Here is a 22,264-nt window from a genome sequence, read left to right on the forward strand (position 1 = left end):
CGTCCGGCCCAGGGCATCACGTCCCACTCTCGGGTGGGATTTTGTCTGGAAGTAATCTGAGGATGATAGCAATCTCCCTGCAACATACCGGTGTTGTGCAGCATCCTCACTGGTTCTTTCCGCTTGGCCAACATCTGCGATCACTTCTGATCGCCATCGGCTTTCGGGCAGCGGCATCGCACACCTGACTCACACCTTTCCAGCCACCGGGGACGCGTGTCCATGCCCTGCCGCCACCGGGCATGCCGAAGGGCCCGGTCCCGCGTCACCGCGGGGCCGGGCCCTTCGATTCGTACGATGTCCGAGCGGGCCGTCAGGCGTCGAAGACCTCACTGACGAGCTGCTGCTGCTCCGCCTGGTGGCGCTTGGCCGAGCCGACCGCCGGGGACGAGGAGTGCGGGCGCGAGATGCGCCGCAGCCGCTCGCCGTGCGGGATGTCCGCGCCGACCGCCAGGTCGAGGTGGTCGATCAGGTTGAGCGCGATGAACGGCCACGCACCCTGGTTCGCCGGCTCCTCCTGGGCCCACAGGTACTTCTCGGCGTTCGGGAACTTGGCGATCTCGGCCTGGAGTTCGGCACCCGGCAGCGGGTACAGGCGCTCCAGGCGCAGGATCGCGGTGTCCGTGACGCCGCGCTTCTGCCGTTCGGCGTCCAGGTCGTAGTAGACCTTGCCGGTGCAGAAGACGACCTTGCGGACCGCGTCCGGGTCCACACTGCCGTCGCCGATCACCGGGCGGAAGCCGCCGGTGGTGAACTCCTCCGCCGTGGACGCCGCCGCCTTCAGACGCAGCATCGACTTCGGGGTGAAGACGACGAGCGGCTTGTGGTGCGGGTTGTGGACCTGCCAGCGCAGCAGGTGGAAGTAGTTCGACGGCAGCGTCGGCATGGCGATCGTCATGTTGTTCTGCGCGCACATCTGGAGCAGGCGCTCGGGGCGGGCGGACGAGTGGTCCGGGCCCTGGCCCTCGTAGCCGTGCGGCAGCAGCAGCGTGACGCCGGAGGTCTGGCCCCACTTCTGCTCGGCCGACGAGATGAACTCGTCCACGATGGTCTGCGCGCCGTTGACGAAGTCACCGAACTGCGCCTCCCACATGACCAGCGCGTCCGGCCTGGCCAGGGAGTAGCCGTACTCGAAGCCCATCGCCGCGTACTCGCTGAGCAGCGAGTCGTAGACGTTGTAGCGGGCCTGCTCGGCGGTCAGGTACTGGAGCGGGGTGTAGTCCTCGCCGGTGCCCTGGTCGACCAGGACCGCGTGGCGCTGGCCGAACGTGCCGCGGCGGGTGTCCTGGCCCGAGAGACGGACCGGGGTGCCCTCCATCAGCAGCGAGCCGATGGCGAGGGTCTCGCCCATGCCCCAGTCGATCGTGCCGTCCTCCACCGAGGCCGCGCGGCGCTGCATCTGCGGCATCAGGCGCGGGTGGACGGTGACCGTGTCCGGGATGTTGACCTGCGACTCGGCGATCCGCTTGACGACCTCCTGGGAGACCGCGGTCTCCACGGCCACCGGGAACTCGGCCTGCGCGTCCGGGACCTGGACGGGACCGGCGTGCGAGGTGGCCTCGCGGACCTCCGCGAACACCTTCTCCAACTGGCCCTGGAAGTCCTGGAGCGCCTGCTCCGCCTCTTCCAGCGTGATGTCGCCGCGGCCGATCAGCGACTCGGTGTAGAGCTTGCGCACCGAGCGCTTCTTGTCGATCAGGCGGACCATCTGCGGGTTGGTGAACTGCGGGTTGTCGCCCTCGTTGTGGCCGCGGCGGCGGTAGCAGATCAGGTCGATGACGACGTCCTTGTTGAACGTCTGGCGGAACTCGAAGGCGAGCCGTCCGACGCGGACGACGGCCTCCGGGTCGTCACCGTTCACATGGATGATCGGCGCCTCGATCATGCGGGCCACGTCCGTCGCGTACATGGACGAGCGCGAGGACTCCGGGGCGGCGGTGAAGCCGACCTGGTTGTTGATCACGACGTGGACCGTGCCGCCGGTGCGGTAGCCGCGGAGCTGCGACATGTTGAGCGTCTCGGCGACGACGCCCTGGCCCGCGAAGGCCGCGTCGCCGTGGAGCGCGAGGGGCAGGACCGTGAAGTCCGTACCGGCCTTGTTGATGATGTCCTGCTTGGCGCGGGCGATGCCCTCCAGGATCGGGTCGACCGCCTCCAGGTGCGAGGGGTTCGCGGCCAGCGAGACCTTGATCTGCTCGCCGTCCAGACCAGTGAAGGTGCCCTCGGCGCCCAGGTGGTACTTGACGTCGCCGGAGCCGTGCATCGACTTCGGGTCGAGGTTGCCCTCGAACTCGCGGAAGATCTGCGCGTACGACTTGCCGACGATGTTCGCGAGGACGTTGAGCCGGCCGCGGTGGGCCATGCCGATGACGACCTCGTCGAGGCGGGACTCGGCGGCCGAGTCGATGATCGCGTCGAGCAGCGGGATGACGGACTCGCCGCCCTCCAGCGAGAACCGCTTCTGGCCGACGTACTTCGTCTGGAGGAACGTCTCGAACGCCTCGGCCGCGTTGAGCCGGCGCAGGATCCTGAGCTGCTCCTCGCGCTCCGGCTTGGAGTGCGCGCCGCGCTCGATCCGGTCCTGGAGCCACTTGCGCTGCTTCGGGTCCTGGATGTGCATGAACTCGATGCCGGTGGTGCGGCAGTACGAGTCGCGCAGCACGCCGAGGATGTCGCGGAGCTTCATCATGGACTTGCCCGCGAAGCCGCCGACGGCGAACTCGCGCTCCAGGTCCCACAGCGTCAGCCCGTGCTCGGTGATGTCGAGGTCGGGGTGCTTGCGCTGGAGGTAGTCCAGCGGGTCCGTGTCGGCCATGACATGGCCGCGGACGCGGTAGGAGTGGATCAGCTCGAAGACCCGGGCGGGCTTCGTGACGTCCTCGTCGTGCGAGGCGTCGATGTCCTTGAGCCAGCGGACCGGCTCGTACGGGATGCGCAGCGCCTGGAAGATCTCGTCGTAGAAGTCGTTCTCGCCGAGGAGGAGCTGGCTGACGATCCGCAGGAACTCGCCGGAGGCGGCGCCCTGGATGACGCGGTGGTCGTACGTCGACGTCAGCGTCATGACCTTGGAGATGCCCAGCTTGTTCAGGGTGTCCTGCGACGTGCCCTGGAACTCGGCCGGGTAGTCCATCGAACCGACGCCCATGATGACCGACTGGCCGGGCATCAGACGCGGCACGGAGTGCACCGTACCGAGGCCGCCCGGGTTGGTCAGCGAGACGGTGACACCGGTGAAGTCGTCCATCGTCAGCTTGTTGTTGCGGGCGCGCCGGACGATGTCCTCGTACGCCTGCCAGAACTCGAAGAAGTTGAGCGTCTCGGCCTTCTTGATGCCGGCGACGACGAGCTGGCGGTCGCCGTTGGGCTTCACCAGGTCGATGGCGAGACCGAAGTTGACGTGCTCCGGCTTGACCAGCGTCGGCTTGCCGTCGCGCTCGGCGAAGGAGTAGTTCATCGACGGCATGGCCTTGATGGCCTGCACCATCGCGTACCCGATGAGGTGCGTGAAGGAGATCTTGCCGCCCCGCGCACGCTTCAGGTGGTTGTTGATGACGATGCGGTTGTCGAAGAGCAGCTTCACCGGGACGGCGCGCACGGAGGTGGCCGTGGGCAGCTCCAGCGAGGCGTTCATGTTCTTCGCGACGGCGGCCGACGGGCCGCGCAGCGTCACGTACTCAGGTCCCGCGGGCGCCTCGGTGGCGGGCGCCGCCTTGGCCGGGGCCGCCTTCGCGGGCGCGGCGGCGGGCTTCGCCGGAGCCGGCGCCGGTGCCTGGGCCGCCTTCGCGGGGGCGGGCGGTACGGCGGCGGGCTTCGCCGGAGCCGCGGCCGCGGCCGGGGCGGGCGCCGAGGCCGGAGCGGCCTGAGCCGGTGCGGCGGGCGCTGCGGCCGGGGCCGCCTTCACCGGAGCCGGAGCCGCGGCCTGCGGGGCCGGTACCGGGGCTCCCGTGGTGGCCTCTTCGGACCTGCCCGACGCGCCGGGCGTGCCTGGCTTGTAGTCGGCGAAGAAGTCCCACCAGGCACGGTCGACCGAATTCGGATCCTGGAGGTACTGCTGGTAGATCTCGTCGACAAGCCACTCATTGGCTCCGAAGGCGGCCGCAGGGTTGGTGCCCTGGCCCGCTTCGTCGGTCGAGATGCTCGCGTTACTGGGGGACTGAGACGACACGGCGTGAACCGCCCTCTTCCGCTTCACAAGGTGATGGACAGCGGGAATCAAGGCTACGCCTACCAGGCCCTGAGGTGCAGGCCGGGCATGCCATCGTCGTGCAAGTCACATCCGACGACGGGTTTCGGCGTATGAAATGGCGGGAAACAAGCCAGGTTCCGCAGTGCCAGGGGCATGTGACCGAACACATCACTTACCGGCCACTCCCCAGCCACGGCAGGTCCACGGCCCTGTTGCCCACTCGTCCCCGACTCCGTACCCGGAGATCATGCGCTTTCCCTCGAACCCTACGTCAAGCGTGTGCTCGGGGTGCCCCCGGCAGAGTGACCCGTATCAGGCAGCCACGTGCCGATTCGGCCACCCCGATCCGTCCGCCGTGCAGATCCACCGCCCAGCGCGCGATCGCCAGACCGAGCCCCGTACCGCCGTCGCTGCCGGGTCCGTGCGGGGAGGGGACCGTGCCCCGGTTGAAGCGTTCGAAGACCTTGTGGCGCTCCTGCTCGGGGATGCCGGGCCCCTCGTCCTGGACCTCCAGGTCCAGTGACTCGGGATCCGTGCCGCGCCGGGCGCGCACCGTCACCCGGCCGTGCGGCGGGCTGTGCTTGACCGCGTTGTCGATGAGGTTGGCGACCACCTGGTGCAGCCGCTCCGCGTCCGCGTGCGCGGTCAGCTCCGGCGGGGAGACGTCGAGATGCAGATGGACGTCCGTACGGGCGTGGTTCCCGGACCCGGAACCGGCGACATGGCTGCGGTGCGAGGACGCCAGATTGGACTCCTTGAGCACGCCCGACAGGTACGGCCACACCTCGAAGCGCCGCGCGCGCAGCGGTACGACACCGTTGTCCAGCCGGGAGAGGTCGAGCAGCGTCTCGGTCAGCCGGCCCAGCCGCTCCGTCTGCCGCAGCGCCGTCAGCATCGTCTCGGGATCGGCGGCGGACACCCCGTCCACCACGTTCTCCAGCACCGCGCGCAGGGCCGCGATGGGCGTGCGCAGCTCGTGCGAGACGTTGGCGATCAGCTCCTTGCGGTGCCGGTCCTCGGCCTCCAGGTCGTCGGCCATCCGGTTGATCGTGGAGGCGAGGTCCCCCAGCTCGTCCCGGCGGTCGGCGCGCACCCGGCGCGTGTAGTCGCCGTGCGAGATCCCCTTGGCGACGGTGTTCATCTCGTCCAGCGGCGCGGTCAGCCCGTGTGCCACGAACTGGGTGATCAGCAGCGTCGCGATCATCGAGAAGACCGTGATGAAGCGCAGCTCGGTCTCCGTGCGCGACGCCACGATCAGCAGACCGGTGGTGATCAGGACGGAGACGACGACCAGGGTGACCAGCTTGGACTTGATCGAGAAGAGCGGCAGGGACCGGTCGGCCGCACCGAACACCCGCCGCCGCTCCCGCGGACTCCGGGAGCCCTCACCTCCGCGCGGACTCCGGGAGCTCTCACGCCCGTGCGGACTCCGGGAACCCTCACGCCCGTGCGAGCCGTGACCGTCACCGCGCCGGCCCCCCGTGTCCCCCGGCCGGGTCATGGCGCCGGGGTCTCCAGGGCGTAGCCGACACCGTGGACGGTACGGATCCGCTCGGCGCCGATCTTCCGGCGCAGCGCCTTGATGTGGCTGTCGACCGTACGGGTGCCCGAGGCGTCCGCCCAGTCCCACACCTCGGCGAGCAACTGCTCCCGGGAGAGCACGGCGCGCGGTGTGTTCGCCAGGCAGACCAGCAGGTCGAACTCGGTGGGCGTCAGGTGTACGTCGTCACCGCGCACCCGCACCCGGCGCTGCGCGTGGTCGATCTCCAGCTCGCCGAGGCGCAGGATGCCGCTGCGCGGGGTCACCGCGGCGAGCGCCGCGCGCTCCACCCGGCGCAGCAGCACATGCACCCGCGCCGCCAGCTCCCGCATGGAGAACGGCTTGGTCATGTAGTCGTCCGCGCCGACCCCGAGGCCGACCAGCATGTCGGTCTCGTCGTCCCGCGCCGTCAGCATCAGCACCGGCACCGGGCGCTGCGCCTGCACGCGACGGCAGACCTCCAGCCCGTCGAAGCCGGGCAGCATGATGTCGAGGACCATCAGGTCCGGCTGCCATGCCTCCGCCGCGTCCACCGCCGCGGGTCCGTCCACCGCCGTCTGTACGAGAAAGCCCTCCGCCCGCAGCCGGGCGGCGATGGCGTCGACGATCGTCGCGTCGTCCTCGACGACGAGGACCCGCCGCTGGGCGCCGGGCGTCGCCGCGACCCCGTTGTGGCTGGTGTGTGTCTGCTCCATCGCCCCGCCCCTGGTACGCGTTCCTTGATCCGCGATCTGTGCATGAAGTATGCACATCCGTGTGTGGGGAGCAGCGTAGAGGCAGCGGGAGGGTTCCGGCTACGCAGTGCGAACAGCGAGATGGACCACGTCGGGTACTCCCCGGGCAACTTGGATCTCTTCATCCCTTACCCCGGTGAATCCGGCATTCCGCAACGCTTCACCGAATCTCGGAGAGGGGTTCGCCGACCATACGGCGAGGACACCGCCCGGTTTCAACCGGCCGTGGCACGCGGCGAGTCCGGCCGGGGAGTAGAGGTTCTCGTTGTCCTCGGTGACGGTCCACTCGGGTCCGTTGTCGATGTCCAGGCAGAGCGCGTCGTAACGCTCCGTGGTCGTATGTACGTACTTCACAAGATCGGTGTGATGGATCACAACGCGCGGATCGGTGAACGCTCCGCCCGAAATGCGCGTAAGAGGGCCGTCGCGGTGCCAGTCGATGACGGCCTGCTCGCGCTCGACGACGGCGATGGCGCCCCAGCGCGGATCTGCGGCGGCGTGCGCGAGCGAGAAACCGACGCCGAGACCGCCGATGAGTACGGAGGGACGCGGGTCCGCGGAGGTCGCCGCCGGGGCGAGGGCCGTCTGAGCGAGAGCCGCCGGGGCGAGGGCGGCGTAGGCGGCATCGATGAGCAGCCGCTCCGAACGGCCGTCCGACGTGTCCATCAGGAAGCAGCCGTTGGCGATGATCTCCAGCTCCTCGCCCCGCCGCCGCAGGACGACCTCGCCGTAAGGCCCCTCGCGACGGTCGAGCGTGACGGGACCGGAATCCGGGACGGATACGGGTACGGGTACGGGTACGGACATGCTGGCGCCTCTCCCTCGGCTGACGGACGCTGGGAACATCCTGGTCGGGAGCGGTGGACCAGGACAATCCGGTTTCCGCCGTCGGCGGTGGCCCGTGTCGTACGGGCCACCCCCGTCAGCGGCCCTCCCGGCGGGCCCCGCGCCACACGTACAGACCGGCGCCGCAGCCGTACGCCACGACCGCCGCCGCCCACGCCCCCGCCTGCGGCCCCGGCTGGACCGGCCAGGCCCACAGTGCGGCGGCGCCGCCGTGCGCGCGGGGCGCCGCGAGATAGACCGTGCTCAGGTACGCCGTCGTCGGCAGCCAGCTCAGCCGCGCCCCCAGCAGCGCGGCGGCGCCCGCCGTGATCCCGGTGGCGCCGAGCAGGTTCCGTACGGCCGCGGGAGCCCCGAACGCCTCAGGGTGCCCGGGCACCCCGAGGGCGAGCAGCGCGGCGGCGAGCGCCGTGAGACCGAGGAGCACGGCCAGCCGCCGGGGCCACCAGGGGCGTACGGCCGTACGGTCCAGCTCGTCGCTGTGCGTGTACATGCCCGTTCCGATCGCCGCCGAGACGAGCAACGGGGCGAGCACCACCACCGGAACCCGGGCGGTATGGTCGAAGCGCGGTTGCGCCTGGAGCCACCACGCGGCCCACGCGGCGGTGAGCGCGACCCCGGCCAGCGTGCCGAGGGTGGCGGGCAGGGCGCGCGACCGGGCGTACAGCCCGAGCGGCACGAGACGCCAGGACGTGAGACGCCGGGAGCGGACGGGGGAGCGGGCGGAGTGGTGCGCGGAGACGGGCGTGGAGGGTTTCACGGGACGGGCACCTCGTCGGCCAGGCAGCGATCCGCGGCCAGATAGCGCGCGAGATAGGCGCGCCCCTCCGCCGGGTCCATGGCATGGAGCCGCCGGAGATGGGCCTCGCCCTGGTACGGCGGGACGGTGGCGGCGTTCGGAGGCGGCGCGAGCCAGTAGCTGACGGCGAGGTGGATGCCGGCGGCCCGCCGGGCGGCCGGCGTGTCGAAGTCGGTGCCCGAGCACTCCTGCGAGAAGAGATACCCGACGGCCCAGTTGGCGTACAGCACCGGATCGGAGACCACCCCGCGCTCGGAGAGCCCGAAGGGGTTGGGGAGCTGCGCCTCCCGGGATCCGAGCAGGACAGGCTCCCCCACCTTGCGGACGATCACGCCCGGTGCGGCGTCGAGTTGTTCCCTCCCGGGCTGGGACACGTGGGGCCCGTCGACCCAGCGGTCCGGTGCGCCGGGGATGCCGCGCAGCCTGGCGTTGACGTCGGCGAGCGCGGCGGACACCGACGGCAGCAGCTTCCGGTCGACGGCGGTGACACACACCTGCGGGGTGCCGTCGTCGCAGACCAGCCGGGCCGCCGCCGGGTCGGGGCGCCACAGCCCGTCGCCGGTCAGCGTCAGCACCACGGCGGCGGCGCAGGCGGCCGTGAGCGGCAGCAGCGCGGAGATACGGCGCCGGGCGGCGAGCGCGAGCAGCGCGGCCCCGGCGAGCCCGGCCGTCCACACCATCGAGGCGGGCCCGAACCACCACACCGGCCGGTCCCACTCGTACACGTGGTCGTAGGCCGGGCCGAGCCAGCGGGCCGGGGAGTCCGTGTACGCGGGGATGCCGAGCCCGACGTAGCTGACGGCGGCGAGCAGCGGCGCCGCCAGCCGCCAGGGGACCAGCCGGCCGGCCACGAAACCGAGCACCCCGAGCGCCCCCAGGGCCACCGCGTCGGCGGCGGTCTGCGACAGGAACGGCCGTCCCCCGCCCGCGTACGGCCAGGTCGCCAGCGCGCACCCCGCCGCGGCGACGAGATATCCGGCGGGCGGCCACAGCGCGGCGGGCGCCACGGCGAGCAGCGCCCGGCGCAGCGGGGCGCGGGGGAGCGAGGCGAGCAGATCCCCGGTGGAGCGGCGCCGCTCCCGGCCGCCCTGCCAGCAGCCGACGGCGACGGCTAGCGGCCCGCAGAGCAGCAGCATGACGCGCAGCAGATCGGTGGTCCCGGTCCAGCGGCCCTGCCACTGGGGCGTCTTGCTGTACATCGTCACCCCGCAGACCGCGACCACGGCGACCGCGGACCAGGGCCCGATCCCGCGGCGCAGCTCCGTCCACAGGACGCGGCGGGGCCGCCGGTGCGGAGGCGGGGGCGGGGGAGGCGTGGCAGGCGCGGGTGCGTCCGCCGTTTCGACCGAGGAAGCCCCGGCGGATTCGGCGGATTCGATGGATCCGGTGGCGCTCATTCGGCCCCCTCCGCGACGGCGCGGGCGGTCGCCGCAGGGCCCCGTACCGCGCCCGTCGCCCGATGGGAGCGCAGCGCCGCCGTGTACCCGCGCTCGATCGGGTTGTCACCGAACTCGGCCGCGCCGTCCCCGGCGTTCCCGCCCAGCGCCGTCAGCTCCGCGGTCGTCCCCCGGAACGCCACCCGGCCCGCCTCCAGGAGCGTCACCTCCGTACAGGCCGCCGCGACATCCTCCACGAGGTGCGTCGAGACGATCACCGTGGACGCGGTGCCCACCTCCCGCAGCAGCGCCCTGAACTCGACGCGCTGCTCCGGGTCCAGACCGGCCGTCGGCTCGTCGAGCAGCAGCAGATCCGGTTCGTTGACGATCGCCTGCGCGATGCCGACCCGCCGCACCATGCCCCCCGACAGCGTCCGCACCTTCGCGTCGATCCGGTCCGCGAGCCCCACCCGCTCGACCGCCCGCTCCACCGCCTCCGGCACGCGCGCCGCGTCCATCTCCTTGAGCCACGCCACGTACGCGACGAACTCGCGCACCGTGAACCCCGGGTAGTAGCCGAACTCCTGCGGCAGGTAGCCGAGCCGCCGCCGTACCGCCGCGCGGTCCCGGTGCTCCGCGACATCACGGCCCAGCAGCTCCAACCGGCCCCCGGCCGGCGCGGCGACCGTCGCCAGCACCCGGATCAGGGAGGTCTTGCCCGCCCCGTTCGGGCCGAGCAGGCCGTGCACGCCACCGCCGAAGCCGAGATCGACGGTGTCGAGCGCGACCTTCTTGCGATGCCTGACCGTCAACCCGTGTACCGCCACCGCTGTCACGTCGGTCTCTCTCATTCCCACACGCTTTCCCTCACGTACGTTCATCGGGCGAATCCCCCGCCCCCGAAGGAGGGCCGGTCGAACGAGCGCCGCCGCGCCACCAGCAACGCCGCGCACCCCGCCGCCCCCGCGGCCCAGAGGCCCTGCGCCGCCGCCCCGGACAGGAACCGGGCCAGATACCCGGACAGCTCGGCCGGCGCGGCCGGTCCGGTCAGCGCCGACGGCGACACCCCGACCGCCCCGGCGGACGCCGAGGTCAGCAGCGGTACGGCCAGGGCCAGCACCCAGAGCGCGCCCACCGCACAGGCCGCCGCGCGGCACCCCACGTACGAGCCGAGCGCCAGCGCGGCCAGCGTCAGCGTCAGCCCCGGCAGCAGCCAGGCCGCCGCGCCCGGTGTGCCGAGCGTGTCGTCCGGCAGCAGCGCCCCGGCCACCGTCAGCAGCGGCAGGCTCACCGCGAGCACGGCGGCGGTCCTGATCAGCAGCAGCCGCAGCCCGCCGCCCGGGGTGGCCGCGCCGATCTCGTGCATCGGGTCCGCGTACCGCCCGTACGACACGGCGACCCCCGCGGGCGGCAGCACCGGCGCCAGCGCCAGCAGCAGCGGGCGCGCGCCCGCGAAGCCGGTGGCGTACGCCAGCCCGACCGCCCCCACCACGACCAGCACCAGCGCCGCCAGCCAGGACCCGCGCAGCGCGGGCCCCGCCGCCCACAGGACACGCGCGGTGAACCCGATCGCCGGGGCCCGGCCGACGTCCGGGGGCGGTGGCGGTGGCGCCACAGCGGCCAGCACCGCTCCCCGTACGTCGGCGAGTACGGTGCCCGCGGCGGTCCCCCGTACCGCCGCGGACACCCGGACGGCGCACGCGCCGCACGTCTCGATGTGCTTCTCCAGCGACCAGGCGTCGGGCTCCGGGGCCGAGCCCGCCACGTACCGGGCGGCCAGCGCCTCGTCCACGTGCCACGCCCCGGCCGACCGGGCTGCTCTGTCCCTCATGCGGTGCCTCCCAGCGGCGCGATGCGCTCCAGCGCGGCACGCAGTTCCCTGCGCGCCCGCATCGCGCGGGTCTTGACGGTGCCCTCCGGTATGCCCAGGAGCCGCGCGGTCTCGCGGGTGGTGAGCCCGTCGACGACCGTCGCGCGCAGCACGTCGCGCAGCTCGGGGGAGATCCGGTCGAGGGCCGCGCCGACATCGCCGTACTCCAGCCCGGCCAGCACGCGCTCCTCGGCGGAGGGCGCGACGGCCGGCGCCTCGTACCCGGGACGCCCGTACGCGGCACGCTCCGCCCGGGAACTCGCCCGCACCGCGTCGACCAGCCGCCGCGCCGCGATCACCCACAACCAGCCGCCGGCCTCACCACCGCGATGCGTCCCGGCCGAGCGCCATACGGTCACGAAGGTGTCCTGAAGAACCTCCCGCACGGTCTCGGGATCGGCACACCGCCGCGTCAGCCGAGCGAGCAGCCAGCCGGAATGCCGGTCGTACAACTCGGCCAGTGCCTCGGCCCCCGCCGCGTCACCTTTCGCGACGGCACGCAACAGCGCGGCGTCGTCGCGGTCTCCCCTCATGGGGCGGAACAGTCTCACGCCCCTCTATCGCCGACAGCGCCCGAACCGGTTCACGCACGCGCGCCGGGGACCGCGGTGCCCCCGGGGAATGCCGCCGTACGGACAGGCGCTGTGGGGACAGGCGCTGTCGCTGTGCGGACGAGCACCGAGCGATCGCTCAGAGCGAACAAAGGTGGGGGAACAATCCCAGGCTCATAAGCATTGAGTCGGTATAGCTCAACTTGCTTGATCCACCTCACCACCTCACCACCTCACCGACTCATCCGCTGTACCGCCTTATCTGCCTTACCTGCCTTACCTGCCTTACCTGCCTTGTTCACGCCGAAGGGGAGACCATGGCTTCCACGTCCACACCGCTCACGCTTCCCGTACTGCCGCTCGACGACGAGGTCGTGCTGCCCGGCATGGTCGTGCCGCTCGATCTGTCCGATGCCGAGGTCCGTGCCGCCGTCGAGGCCGCGCAGGCGGCCGTCCGTGCCGATGACGGTGAGGGCGGCGGGGGCGGCGGCAAGCCCCGGGTGCTGCTCGTGCCGCGTATCGACGGGAGTTACGCCGGGACCGGTGTGCTCGGGACCGTCGAGCAGGTCGGCCGGCTCTCCGACGGGGATCCCGGTGCCCTGATCCGCGGCCGTGGCCGGGTGAGGATCGGGGCCGGTACGAGCGGGCCCGGTGCCGCCCTGTGGGTGGAGGGGGTCGGCGTCGACGAGAGCGCGCCCGAGCCGCTGCCCGGCGCCGTGGCCGAGCTGGTCACCGAGTACAAGGCGCTGGCCACCGACTGGCTGAAGAAGCGCGGGGCCTGGCAGGTCGTCGACCGGGTGCAGCAGATCGACGACGTGTCGGCGCTCGCCGACAACTCCGGCTACTCGCCGTTCCTCTCCACGGCCCAGAAGGTCGCCCTGCTGGAGACCACCGACCCGGTCGCCCGGCTGAAGCTCGCCACCCAGCAGCTCCGTGAGCACCTTGCGGAGCAGGACGTCGCCGAGTCCATCGCCAAGGACGTCCAGGAGGGCGTCGACAAGCAGCAGCGCGAGTTCCTGCTGCGGCGTCAGCTCGACGCCGTACGCAAGGAGCTGCGTGGGCTGAACGGCGAGGAGGGCGAGGACGAGTCCGACGACTACCGGACGCGCGTCGAGGCCGCCGACCTCCCCGAGAAGGTACGGGAGGCCGCGCTCAAGGAGGTCGAGAAGCTGGAGCGCTCCTCCGACCAGAGCCCCGAGGGCTCCTGGATCCGCACCTGGCTCGACACCGTCCTGGAACTGCCGTGGAACGAGCGGACCGAGGACAGTTACGACATCAAGGGCGCCCAGTCCGTCCTGGACGCCGAACACGCGGGCCTGGAGGACGTGAAGGAGCGCATCACCGAGTACCTGGCCGTCCGCAAGCGCCGCGCCGACCGTGGTCTCGGGGTCGTCGGCGGCCGTCGCGGCGGCGCCGTCCTGGCCCTCGTGGGCCCGCCCGGGGTCGGCAAGACCTCGCTGGGCGAGAGCGTCGCGCACGCCATGGGGCGGAAGTTCGTCCGGGTCGCGCTCGGCGGCGTACGCGACGAGGCGGAGATCCGCGGCCACCGGCGTACGTACGTCGGCGCGCTGCCGGGGCGTGTCGTGCGGGCCATCAAGGAGGCCGGTTCGATGAACCCGGTCGTCCTGCTGGACGAGATCGACAAGGTCGGCTCCGACTTCCGCGGCGACCCCGCGGCGGCGCTGCTCGAAGTCCTCGACCCCGCGCAGAACCACACCTTCCGCGACCACTACCTGGAGGTCGAACTCGACCTCTCCGACGTGGTCTTCCTCGCCACGGCCAACGTCCTGGAGGCCATCCCCGAGGCTCTCCTCGACCGCATGGAGCTGGTGCGGCTCGACGGCTACACGGAGGACGAGAAGGTCGTCATCGCCCGGGACCACCTGCTGCCCCGGCAGTTGGAGCGCGCGGGCCTGGAGCCCGGCGAGGTCACCCTGGAGGACGGAGCGCTGCGCAGGCTGGCGGGCGAGTACACCCGCGAGGCGGGCGTACGGAACCTGGAGCGCTCCATCGCCCGGCTGCTCCGCAAGGTCGCGGCCGAACACGAACTCGGCGACCGGGAGCTGCCGTTCACCCTCGGCGCCGACGACCTGCGCGCCCTGATCGGGCGTCCGCACCACGTACCGGAGTCGGCGCAGGACCCGGCGGAGCGCCGTACGGCGGTCCCGGGGGTGGCGACCGGCCTCGCGGTCACGGGCGCGGGCGGCGACGTCCTCTTCGTGGAGGCGTCACTCGCCGACCCCGAGACGGGCGGATCGGGGCTGACCCTGACCGGCCAGCTCGGGGACGTGATGAAGGAGTCGGCACAGATCGCGCTCTCCTTCCTGCGCTCGCGCGGCGCGGAGCTGGAACTGCCGGTGGCCGATCTGAAGGACCGGGGCGTGCACATCCACTTCCCGGCGGGCGCGGTGCCGAAGGACGGCCCGAGCGCGGGCATCACGATGACGACGGCGCTGGCCTCGCTGCTGAGCGGCCGTCAGGTCCGTACGGATGTGGCCATGACCGGCGAGGTCTCGCTGACCGGCCGTGTCCTGCCCATCGGCGGCCTCAAGCAGAAGCTGCTGGCCGCCCACCGCGCGGGCATCACGACGGTCGTGATCCCCAAGCGGAACGAGGCCGACCTGGACGATGTCCCGGCCGAGATCCTCGGCAAGCTGGAGGTCCACCCGGTGACGGACGTCCGCCAGGTCCTGGAGCTGGCGCTCGCCCCCGCGGAGCAGCCCGTACGGGTCCCCGCGGCGGCCTGATCCATCACCGGCCGCGACACCGGACTGCCCGGCCCCTCGGCGGAGGGGGGCCGGGCAGTCTCGTGCGTGCGGGGCGCGTCAGCCGTTGGCCAGCGCCTGGACCCGGTCCAGGGCCCCGTTGAACCGGTTGTGGTCGCCCACGATCGGCCCCGTCGACGTGTACTGCCAGATCGTCTGGAACCCCCAGCCCGCGGGCAGCTCACCGACGGTCGAGTCGTAGCGGGCGATCCAGAGCGGGTTGGTGGTGCCGAAGCCCGCGTAGTTGCCCGTGCACGTCTTCCACCAGCTCGTCGCCGTGTAGATCACGGCGTCCCGGCCGGTGCGCGCCCGGTAGGTGTTCACGAAGTCGCGGATCCAGTCGACCATCTGCGACGCCGTCTTGCCGTAGCAGGTCGCCCCGTACGGGTTCCACTCGATGTCGAGCACGCCCGGCAGCGTCCTGCCGTCGGGCGACCAGCCACCCCCGCCGTCCACGAAGTAGTTGGCCTGGTTGGCGCCGCTGGAGTCGTTGGGCGTACCGAAGTGGTACGTGCCGCGGATCATGCCGACGTTGTACGAGCCGTTGTACTGCTGGGTGAAGGAGGTGTTCTTGTAGTAGTTCCCCTCCGTGGCCTTGACGTAGGCCCACTTCACCCCGCTGCTCCACAGGGCCGGCCAGTCGACGTTCCCCTGGTGGCTGGAGACGTCGACGCCCTCCGTCTGGGCGGCCCGGTCGCCCTGGGGCAGCGGGCCCTGGCCGTCGTGCGCGAGGACGCCCATGCCCATGTGGGCCGAGCCGCGCGGGGGGATGGGCGCCGGCGGGCCCGCCGGGTGGGGGGCCGCGCTCGCCGCACCGGGGAGAGCGAGGAGCAGGGCGAGAGCGGAGAGGAGGGCGGTGGCCGCGGCGACCCTGGAGCGGCCTGGGACGCGGGATCTGGGGACGGGCATGGGTGTGCCTCCGAAGACCTCGGTGGGGGGAGATCATGACCTGGCGACATGTCAGTGGAGTGAACATGTCAGTATTGAAGCTACGCACGTAGACCCGGACGGCGGAAGGGTGCCACGCCGGTGCCGTTGGTATAAACCCCTGAAATACTGAACAAGCTGCGGCAATGGCCGTCGGCGAAAGAAACTTTCAGGAGTGGAAAAGCGCACGATGGCTGCTGACGTGCACGGAAGCGGTACGGAACCGGAACCGGACCCCGCGGTGACGAGTGGTGTGGACCAGGAATTCCTCGCCCTCGAACGGGAACTGGCGGTCTTTCTGCGCCGCGCCCGCGCCAACTCCGGGGAAATGGCGCGCGAAGTCCATCCGGACCTGGAACCGGCGGCTTATGGGCTCCTCGTACGTCTGGAGTTCGGCGGCCCCCAGCGCGCCACCGAACTCGCCGCGTACTTCGGCGTCGGCAAGGCCACCATGAGCCGCCAGTTGCGCGCCCTGGAGGAACTGGGCCTGGTCAGCCGCGAGCCCGATCCCGCCGACGGGCGCGCCTGGCTCATCCGGATCACCGACGAGGGCGGGAACCGCTTCCGCCGGGTCCGGGGAGCGCGCCGGGAGCGGTACGTACAGCAGCTCGCCGGCTGGGACCGTGCCGAGATCGCCGAACTGGCCCGGCTGCTGCACCAGCTCAACGCCACCGCCGAGAGCTGACCGCCGAGAGCTGACCGTCCAGAGCTGGGGCACCACGAGCCACCGGAAGCAGGGGCAGGCGGGCGCCGCCTCACAGCTCCACGTACGTCACCGTCGCGTCGTCGCTCGTCTTCCCCCTGCGGAACGCCGTACCGTCCGGATCCGCCGACTCCGCCGCCCGCACCCGGTCGAGCAGCTCCTGCGGACCGCTCTTGCGCACCAGCGCCAGACAGTCCGCCCAGCCGCCCTCCCGGAACACCTCCACCCACCGGGTCGCCCCGTCCGTCAGGGCGAGCAGGGACCGTACCTCCGCCGCCGGGGTGCGGCCCGTCACGGCGCGCTCCGCGACCGACGGGTCCGCCGCCGCCGTGAAGAAGCCGCCCTCCGCGTTGCGCAGGGCGTCCGTCGCGGCGACCGAGCGCAGCACCTCGCGCGGGACCCGGTCGAGGCGGTCGTCCAGCACCGCCCGTACCGCCCCGTCCGGGGACTCCAGCAGCAGCGTGGAGTCGGAGAGTACGAGATGTTCGACGGCCTCCCGGCCCCAGCGCGCCAGGACGACCGTGGCCTGCGGAGTGCGCGGGTGAGAAAGGTCACAGGTGTCGCGGTGGGCATCCGCCGTGCGGCCGATCGACGCGGCGAGAACCTGTGCCAGCGTCATATCCCGTCGTGAACCGGACAGTTCCGCGAGCGCCCCGCCCAGCCTGGACGTGAACCACGGCACACCGTGCACACAACCGTCCTCGCCGGTGGGCGGCGTCACCCCGTCCAGCATCACCAGCGCCCCGCCCTCGCCCGCCGCGGGCAGCACCACGCCTGCCCAGTCCTCATTGGGGCGGGCGGTGTGACCGGGGGCGGTGGCCTGTTCGACGCGCATGCGCTCCAGTCTGCCTGACTCCCCGCACCACCCGCAGGGTTTCTCCACATGATCCACACGTCATGTCGGTCTCCACGTCACGCCAGGTCAACCGCTGTGATTCGGTCAGAATCAGCGCGCGTGAGAGCGCCGGAGGAGCGGATCGAGCCGACCCGGCCGGCCGCACCGGCGGCCCCGGCGAGCTGCGGGCGGGCATCTTGCCAAAGCCCGCCCGGAAGGTCCACCTGGCACGCCATGTTCCAGCAGCCGCCCGGCGGGGAAGAGTTGTTCGCCCCCTCCTCGTGATGTTCACTCGTCCAGGTGGCGGAGCGGCCGATGCGCGCCTTCCTCCCCCGGAGCGCTGGAATGGTCGACAGCCGAAAGCCAAACCAGGGGTGGGGGTGGGGTTACCGCGTTGTCAGACCGGACCGGCCGTCACCTCTGCTTCATGGGCGGACGAGTCAAGAATGCGAGCACCGGTGCAGAAGAAGCGGCCTCGGGGCAACAGTGTCACGGCCACCGGCACGGCCACCAGCGCTGTGACCCCTACCGGTACCGGCACGCCCGGTGAGGCCACCGCGGCCACCGGCGCAGCAGGCGGGAAGCCTCAGGAAGGACGCCGGGTGCGGGTACGCAACCGGCTCGTCGCCGGGGTCGCCTTCGTGGGCGTCACGGTCGTCGTGGCCGGCACCCCCGCCGTACTGAGCGCGTCCGCCGAGCTCAAGGACGCCCAGAACCTGGTCACCCTCGCCGAGCTGAACCAGCAGGCCGTCACCCTCGGCCACTCCCTCGCGGACGAACGCGACGAGGTCATCGTCTACATCGCCGCAGGACGCGACGCGCAGCCCGGCGGTACGGACCCGGAGAAGGCCAAGTACACGATCTCCGAGACGCGCAGCGCCCGGGTCGACCGCCAGATCGACGAGATCCACGCCGCCGCCTCGGCCTCCCCCGGACTGCTGCGCGACCTCTCCACCGTCCCCTCCATCCGGCGCGCCGCCCTCACGGGCAAGGGCTCGGCGATGGAGGCGTACCGCGCGTACTCCGAGGTCATCGCCAAACTCCAGGCCCTCGCCGACGAGCTGGCCGAGAACACCCCGCCCGAGGCGGCCGACGGCACCCGCGCCCCCGGCGCGCTCGGCCGCGCCGTCGAGCAGGCGTCCGCCACCCGCGGGCTGCTGCTGGCCGCGCTCGCCGTGCCGGGCCCCACCGCCTCGGCCCCCCAGTACGACCCGGTCACCGGGCTGCCCGTCGAGTCCTCGGCCGACGCGAGCAACAAGAAGAACGACCAGGTACGCGACGAACTCAGCGCCGACGCCCAGAAGTCACGCGTCCGCGAACTCGGCGCGCTGGCCGACTTCGACCAGAGCGCCGACACCGCGGCGCGCGAATCCCTCACCTCCACCGTCACCGGGCCCGACGTCAAGACGGCCGAGGGCTACCTCACCCGCCTCACCGACCGGCCCGAACTCTCCGCGGCCGACCGCAAGGCCGACCAGGACGAGGTCGAGTCCGCGCTCTCCGCCAGGATCGACCAGATGCGCGGCGTCGAGTCGAGCCTCGGCGCCGCCCAGATCGAGCGCCTCGAACAGCTCCGTGACGACGATGTCACCGGCCTGGAACTCCAGCTCGCCCTTCTCGGCGGCTGCCTGATCATCGCGGTCGGCGTCTCCACCGCCGTCGCCCGTACGCTCACCAGGCCGCTCGCGGTCGTACGGATCGGTGCCGCCCGGCTCTCCTCCGCGCCCGCCACCGAGGAGCCCATCCGCTTCACCGGCCGCAACGACGAGTTCGCGCAGGTCGTACGGTCCGTCAACGCCCTGCACGGCAAGCTGGTCGACCTCGCGGGCCGCGCCGACCGGCTCGACAGCGACCGCAGCGACCTGCTCGGCGCCCGCGAGAAGGTCGCCGAGCAGCGCGCCGAACTCCAGGACCGTACGGCCGAACTCGCCGCCCAGCTCCAGCGGCTGCGCCACACCGTCCACCACACCTTCGTCAACCTGTCGCTGCGCACCCTCGGCCTGGTGGAGCGTCAGCTCGGCGTCATCGAGGGCCTGGAGGACCGCGAGCAGGACCCCGAACGTCTCGCCACCCTCTTCAAGCTCGACCACATGGCGACCGTCATGCGCCGCCACAGCGAGAACCTGCTCGTGCTCGCCGGCCACGACCACGGCCACGGCTCCACCGGGCCCGTCCCGCTCGTGGACGTGCTGCGCGCGGCGGTCAGCGAGATCGAGCGGTACGAGCGCGTCATCATCCAGGAACTGCCCTCGCACAGCCAGGTGGCCGGCTTCGCCGCGGACGACCTGAGCCACCTCGTCGCGGAACTGCTGGAGAACGCCGCGTCGTTCTCGCCGCCCGAGACCGAGGTACGGCTCTCCGGCTGGATGCTGGAGAGCGGCGAGGTGATGCTCTCCGTGCAGGACCAGGGCATCGGGATGTCCGTGGACCGGCTCGCCGAGCTCAACGAGCGCCTCGCGGACCCGGAGAGCCCCGGAGAGCCGCCGCGCCCGGCGCGGGGCGGCGGGAGCGGCGCCGAGAACGAGGGCCTGGGCCTGCGGGTCGCCGCGCTGCTCGCGGCGCGCCACGGCGTACAGGTCGAGCTGCGGGAGCACCAGCAGGGCGGGGTCGCGGCGATCGTCGTCCTGCCGAAGTCGCTGCTCCCGGCCGCGCCGCCCGCCCCCGTACCGCCGGTCATGGTCCAGCCCGCTCCCGACGCCGCACCGGCCGAGGCATGCGCGCCCGCCCTGCCGACCCGTACGGGCCGGGGCAGGGACCAGGACGGGGAGCGCGATCCGCTGGTGGTCGCGGCCGAGGCCGCGATCCGCCGGGCGGAGGAGGCGAAGCGCGCCGAGGACGAGCGGGCCGCGGCCCAGGCGCAGGCGCAGCCCGCCCCCGCCGAGCCCGCCGCCCCGTACGGCATCGGCCCCGACCGCCACGAGCGCGTCCCCGACGACGCACCCCGGACCGCCGGCGTCGACCAGGACACCTTCCTGATGCGGCTGCCCCAGCAGCCCACGCAGCCGCAGCCCCAGCACCCGGCCGGAACGGCCGCCGGCACCACCGGCCCCGCCGCTCCCACCTCTGGCGCCGAACCCCGCACCGACAAAGGGCTCCCGAAGCGCACCCCCCGCATCGTCAAGCCCGCCGCAGCGCCCACCGCGCGCACCGGCAGCGTCGACGCGGAAGACCTGCGGCGCAGGCTCGGCGGCTTCCAGCAGGGAGTGATCGAGGGCCGCCGCGATGTCGAGGCGGAACTGGGAGCGGAGCTGAACGCCGAGGCGGAACTGAGCGCCGAGGCGGCACCGGCTGCCGCGGCGGAACTACCGGAGCAGACCCCACCCTCGGAGCGGACCCCAGAGCTGGACACCGGAGAGACCACGGGGGAGACAGTCAAGGAGGCACGCAGTTGACTGCGACCGGCGCAGGCACAGACACAGGCACATACGGGCTGAGCAACGAAGCGCGTAATCTGCACTGGCTCTTGAGCAACCTCGTCGAGGAGGTGCCTGGCGTCCACGCGGTCGCCGTCGTCTCGTCCGACGGACTGCTGCTGCTCTCCTCCGACCCCGACAGAACCGCCGAGGCGGCCACCGCCCCCACCGAACGCGGAGAAGGCCCGCGTGGCTCCAGCGCCGACCTCGCCACCATCGTCTCGGGCATCGGCAGCCTCACCCTCGGCGCCGCCAAGCTGATGGACGGCGGCGGGGTCAAGCAGACCATGATCGCCATGGAGGAGGGCAGCGTCTTCGTCATGGCCATCAGCGACGGCTCGCTGCTCGGCGTGCACGCCACCCCGGACTGCGACATGAGCGTCGTCGCCTACCACATGGCGCTCTTCGTCGGCCGGGCCGGACACAAGCTGACCCCGGAGCTGAGGGACGAACTACGCGCCTCGGTGGAGGGCACCGGATGACCCCGGCCGCCGATGGAGCGCCCCGGCTGCCCGTGCGCGGGGCGGACCGCAGGCCCTCCCGCGTGCGCCCGTACTCGCTGACCGGCGGACGGACCCGCTCCGGGCACGTCCTGCTGGTGGAGACGTTCGTCGCCGCGCTCGAACCGGGCGAGGTCCGCAGGGAACTGACGGACGGCGGGGCCCCGTCCCGCGTCATGCCGGAGATGCTCGCCATCATCGAGCTGTGCCGGCGGATGCGTACCGTCGCCGAGGTCTCGGCGCTGCTCAAGATACCGCTGGGCGTGGTCCGGGTGCTCCTCAGCGACCTGGCCGATCAGGGAAAGATCCGTGTGTACGGAACCGGTCATGGCACCGGCCAACCGGACCATACGCTGCTGGAAAGGGTGCTGAGTGGACTCCGCCGTCTCTGACGTCGCCGACTCCGACGTCTCCGAAGTGTCGGACGTCACCGCCGCCTCCGGGCGCGCTTCCGTACAGGAGGCCGCACCGGCGCCCGTACGGGAAACCGGGCCCGATCCCGTACGGGAGACCGTGCTCGACCCCGTACGGGAGCCGGAGCCCGAGGCGGAGCCAGAGCCCGAGCCCGAGGAGAAGGTCCAGACCTGGCAGTTGGACCGTACCCGCGCACCGATCTCCACCAAGATCGTGATCGCGGGCGGCTTCGGCGTCGGCAAGACGACCTTCGTCAGCGCCGTCTCGGAGATCGCCCCGCTCCAGACCGAGGCGCTGATGACCGAGGCCAGCGCCGGCATCGACGACCTCAGCGCGACGCCCGACAAGCTCACCACCACCGTGGCGATGGACTACGGGCGCATCACCCTCGACGACGACCTCGTCCTGTACCTCTTCGGCACGCCCGGCCAGCAGCGCTTCTGGTTCATGTGGGACGACCTGGTGCGCGGCGCGATCGGCGCCATCGTGCTGGCCGACACCCGCCGGCTCTCCGACTGCTTCCCGGCGCTGGACTACTTCGAGAGCTGCGGGCTGCCGTACGTCGTGGCCGTCAACCGCTTCGACGGCACCGACGCGTTCGACCCGGACGATGTACGGGACGCCTTGACGATTCCGCCGGGCATCCCTGTACTGATCATGGACGCGCGGGACCGGAGCACGGCCGTCGACTCGCTGCTCGCGCTGGTACGCCATGCCCTGGAGTTCTCTCCCGAGTAGTGCCGGCCGGCGCCGGCCACGCGTCCGGGCCGCCGCACCACGCGCCGCACGCCGCCGCACCACGCACGCA

17 protein-coding genes are annotated in these 22,264 nt (G+C 72.1%); 6 read left to right on the plus strand and 11 right to left on the minus strand.

Going from position 1 to position 22,264, the window contains the following annotated elements:
* Positions 1-313 precede the first annotated feature (313 nt).
* From ACIO3P_RS33570 to ACIO3P_RS33610, 9 genes are all read right to left on the minus strand, one after another.
* On the minus strand, positions 314-4,165 hold the full coding sequence (locus ACIO3P_RS33570) for a multifunctional oxoglutarate decarboxylase/oxoglutarate dehydrogenase thiamine pyrophosphate-binding subunit/dihydrolipoyllysine-residue succinyltransferase subunit (protein ID WP_401851179.1): 3,852 nt from the start codon (positions 4,163-4,165) through the stop codon (positions 314-316).
* Positions 4,166-4,457: 292 nt separating this feature from the next.
* Complete coding sequence (locus ACIO3P_RS33575) at positions 4,458-5,540, minus strand: ATP-binding protein (RefSeq protein ID WP_401791364.1); 1,083 nt, start codon at positions 5,538-5,540, stop codon at positions 4,458-4,460.
* A 143-nt stretch (positions 5,541-5,683) separates the two neighbouring features.
* A complete protein-coding gene (locus ACIO3P_RS33580) occupies positions 5,684-6,421 on the minus strand; it encodes a response regulator transcription factor (RefSeq protein WP_329829404.1) in 738 nt (245 codons plus the stop codon).
* A 99-nt stretch (positions 6,422-6,520) separates the two neighbouring features.
* Complete coding sequence (locus tag ACIO3P_RS33585; RefSeq protein ID WP_329829405.1) at positions 6,521-7,267, minus strand: spermidine synthase; 747 nt, start codon at positions 7,265-7,267, stop codon at positions 6,521-6,523.
* Between the two features lie 115 nt (positions 7,268-7,382).
* On the minus strand, positions 7,383-7,982 hold the full coding sequence (locus tag ACIO3P_RS33590) for a hypothetical protein (protein WP_329829701.1): 600 nt from the start codon (positions 7,980-7,982) through the stop codon (positions 7,383-7,385).
* A gap of 77 nt (positions 7,983-8,059) precedes the next feature.
* On the minus strand, positions 8,060-9,499 hold the full coding sequence (locus tag ACIO3P_RS33595; RefSeq protein ID WP_401851177.1) for a hypothetical protein: 1,440 nt from the start codon (positions 9,497-9,499) through the stop codon (positions 8,060-8,062).
* Positions 9,496-10,329, minus strand: coding sequence for an ABC transporter ATP-binding protein (locus ACIO3P_RS33600; protein ID WP_401851175.1), 834 nt, complete (start codon positions 10,327-10,329; stop codon positions 9,496-9,498). Before ACIO3P_RS33600 ends, ACIO3P_RS33595 begins: the two co-directional genes overlap by 4 nt.
* 26 nt (positions 10,330-10,355) lie before the next feature.
* The gene (locus ACIO3P_RS33605; protein WP_401791357.1) at positions 10,356-11,309 is read right to left on the minus strand and encodes a zf-HC2 domain-containing protein; all 954 of its coding nucleotides are present in this window, start codon (positions 11,307-11,309) and stop codon (positions 10,356-10,358) included.
* Positions 11,306-11,881, minus strand: a complete 576-nt coding sequence (locus ACIO3P_RS33610) for an RNA polymerase sigma factor (RefSeq protein ID WP_401851172.1) — start codon at positions 11,879-11,881, stop codon at positions 11,306-11,308. The genes ACIO3P_RS33605 and ACIO3P_RS33610 overlap by 4 nt, the downstream gene beginning before the upstream one ends.
* A gap of 335 nt (positions 11,882-12,216) precedes the next feature.
* Between ACIO3P_RS33610 and lon the strand changes: the two genes are divergently transcribed.
* Complete coding sequence (gene lon, locus ACIO3P_RS33615) at positions 12,217-14,646, plus strand: endopeptidase La (RefSeq protein ID WP_401851169.1); 2,430 nt, start codon at positions 12,217-12,219, stop codon at positions 14,644-14,646.
* A gap of 78 nt (positions 14,647-14,724) precedes the next feature.
* Here the strand turns inward: lon and ACIO3P_RS33620 are convergent, their stop codons facing one another.
* A complete protein-coding gene (locus tag ACIO3P_RS33620; RefSeq protein ID WP_401851167.1) occupies positions 14,725-15,573 on the minus strand; it encodes a lysozyme in 849 nt (282 codons plus the stop codon).
* Between the two features lie 208 nt (positions 15,574-15,781).
* Here ACIO3P_RS33620 and ACIO3P_RS33625 point away from each other — a divergent pair, with 208 nt between their 5' ends.
* Positions 15,782-16,276, plus strand: a complete 495-nt coding sequence (locus ACIO3P_RS33625; RefSeq protein ID WP_401851165.1) for a MarR family winged helix-turn-helix transcriptional regulator — start codon at positions 15,782-15,784, stop codon at positions 16,274-16,276.
* Between the two features lie 70 nt (positions 16,277-16,346).
* Here the strand turns inward: ACIO3P_RS33625 and ACIO3P_RS33630 are convergent, their stop codons facing one another.
* Entirely contained in the window at positions 16,347-17,129 is a 783-nt protein-coding gene (locus ACIO3P_RS33630; protein WP_401851163.1) for a hypothetical protein, read from the minus strand.
* Between the two features lie 458 nt (positions 17,130-17,587).
* Between ACIO3P_RS33630 and ACIO3P_RS33635 the strand changes: the two genes are divergently transcribed.
* The 4 genes from ACIO3P_RS33635 to ACIO3P_RS33650 all read left to right on the plus strand — a co-directional run bounded on the left by ACIO3P_RS33635 (position 17,588) and on the right by ACIO3P_RS33650 (position 22,194).
* Entirely contained in the window at positions 17,588-20,521 is a 2,934-nt protein-coding gene (locus tag ACIO3P_RS33635; protein WP_401851746.1) for a nitrate- and nitrite sensing domain-containing protein, read from the plus strand.
* Positions 20,518-21,024: a roadblock/LC7 domain-containing protein gene (locus ACIO3P_RS33640; RefSeq protein ID WP_401791351.1), complete on the plus strand. Its 507-nt coding sequence runs from the start codon at positions 20,518-20,520 to the stop codon at positions 21,022-21,024. Before ACIO3P_RS33635 ends, ACIO3P_RS33640 begins: the two co-directional genes overlap by 4 nt.
* Positions 21,021-21,434 carry a DUF742 domain-containing protein gene (locus ACIO3P_RS33645; protein ID WP_401791349.1) on the plus strand — a complete coding sequence of 138 codons (414 nt, stop codon included), beginning with the start codon at positions 21,021-21,023 and terminating at the stop codon, positions 21,432-21,434. Before ACIO3P_RS33640 ends, ACIO3P_RS33645 begins: the two co-directional genes overlap by 4 nt.
* Before the next feature lie 121 nt (positions 21,435-21,555).
* Positions 21,556-22,194, plus strand: coding sequence for a GTP-binding protein (locus ACIO3P_RS33650; RefSeq protein ID WP_401791583.1), 639 nt, complete (start codon positions 21,556-21,558; stop codon positions 22,192-22,194).
* Positions 22,195-22,264 lie beyond the last annotated feature (70 nt).

The organism is Streptomyces sp. NPDC087310 (genome assembly GCF_044744405.1).
Lineage (GTDB): Bacteria > Actinomycetota > Actinomycetes > Streptomycetales > Streptomycetaceae > Streptomyces.

What these genes read in the sequence shown, in the direction of transcription:
- ACIO3P_RS33580 (WP_329829404.1), bottom strand. Translation starts at nt 6,421, where the DNA reads ATGGAGCAGACACACACCAGCCACAACGGGGTCGCGGCGACGCCCGGC.
- ACIO3P_RS33585 (WP_329829405.1), bottom strand. Translation starts at nt 7,267, where the DNA reads ATGTCCGTACCCGTACCCGTACCCGTATCCGTCCCGGATTCCGGTCCC.
- ACIO3P_RS33595 (WP_401851177.1), bottom strand. Translation starts at nt 9,499, where the DNA reads ATGAGCGCCACCGGATCCATCGAATCCGCCGAATCCGCCGGGGCTTCC.
- ACIO3P_RS33600 (WP_401851175.1), bottom strand. Translation starts at nt 10,329, where the DNA reads ATGAGAGAGACCGACGTGACAGCGGTGGCGGTACACGGGTTGACGGTC.
- ACIO3P_RS33605 (WP_401791357.1), bottom strand. Translation starts at nt 11,309, where the DNA reads ATGAGGGACAGAGCAGCCCGGTCGGCCGGGGCGTGGCACGTGGACGAG.
- ACIO3P_RS33610 (WP_401851172.1), bottom strand. Translation starts at nt 11,881, where the DNA reads ATGAGGGGAGACCGCGACGACGCCGCGCTGTTGCGTGCCGTCGCGAAA.
- lon (WP_401851169.1), top strand. Translation starts at nt 12,217, where the DNA reads ATGGCTTCCACGTCCACACCGCTCACGCTTCCCGTACTGCCGCTCGAC.
- ACIO3P_RS33620 (WP_401851167.1), bottom strand. Translation starts at nt 15,573, where the DNA reads ATGCCCGTCCCCAGATCCCGCGTCCCAGGCCGCTCCAGGGTCGCCGCG.
- ACIO3P_RS33625 (WP_401851165.1), top strand. Translation starts at nt 15,782, where the DNA reads ATGGCTGCTGACGTGCACGGAAGCGGTACGGAACCGGAACCGGACCCC.
- ACIO3P_RS33630 (WP_401851163.1), bottom strand. Translation starts at nt 17,129, where the DNA reads ATGCGCGTCGAACAGGCCACCGCCCCCGGTCACACCGCCCGCCCCAAT.
- ACIO3P_RS33645 (WP_401791349.1), top strand. Translation starts at nt 21,021, where the DNA reads ATGACCCCGGCCGCCGATGGAGCGCCCCGGCTGCCCGTGCGCGGGGCG.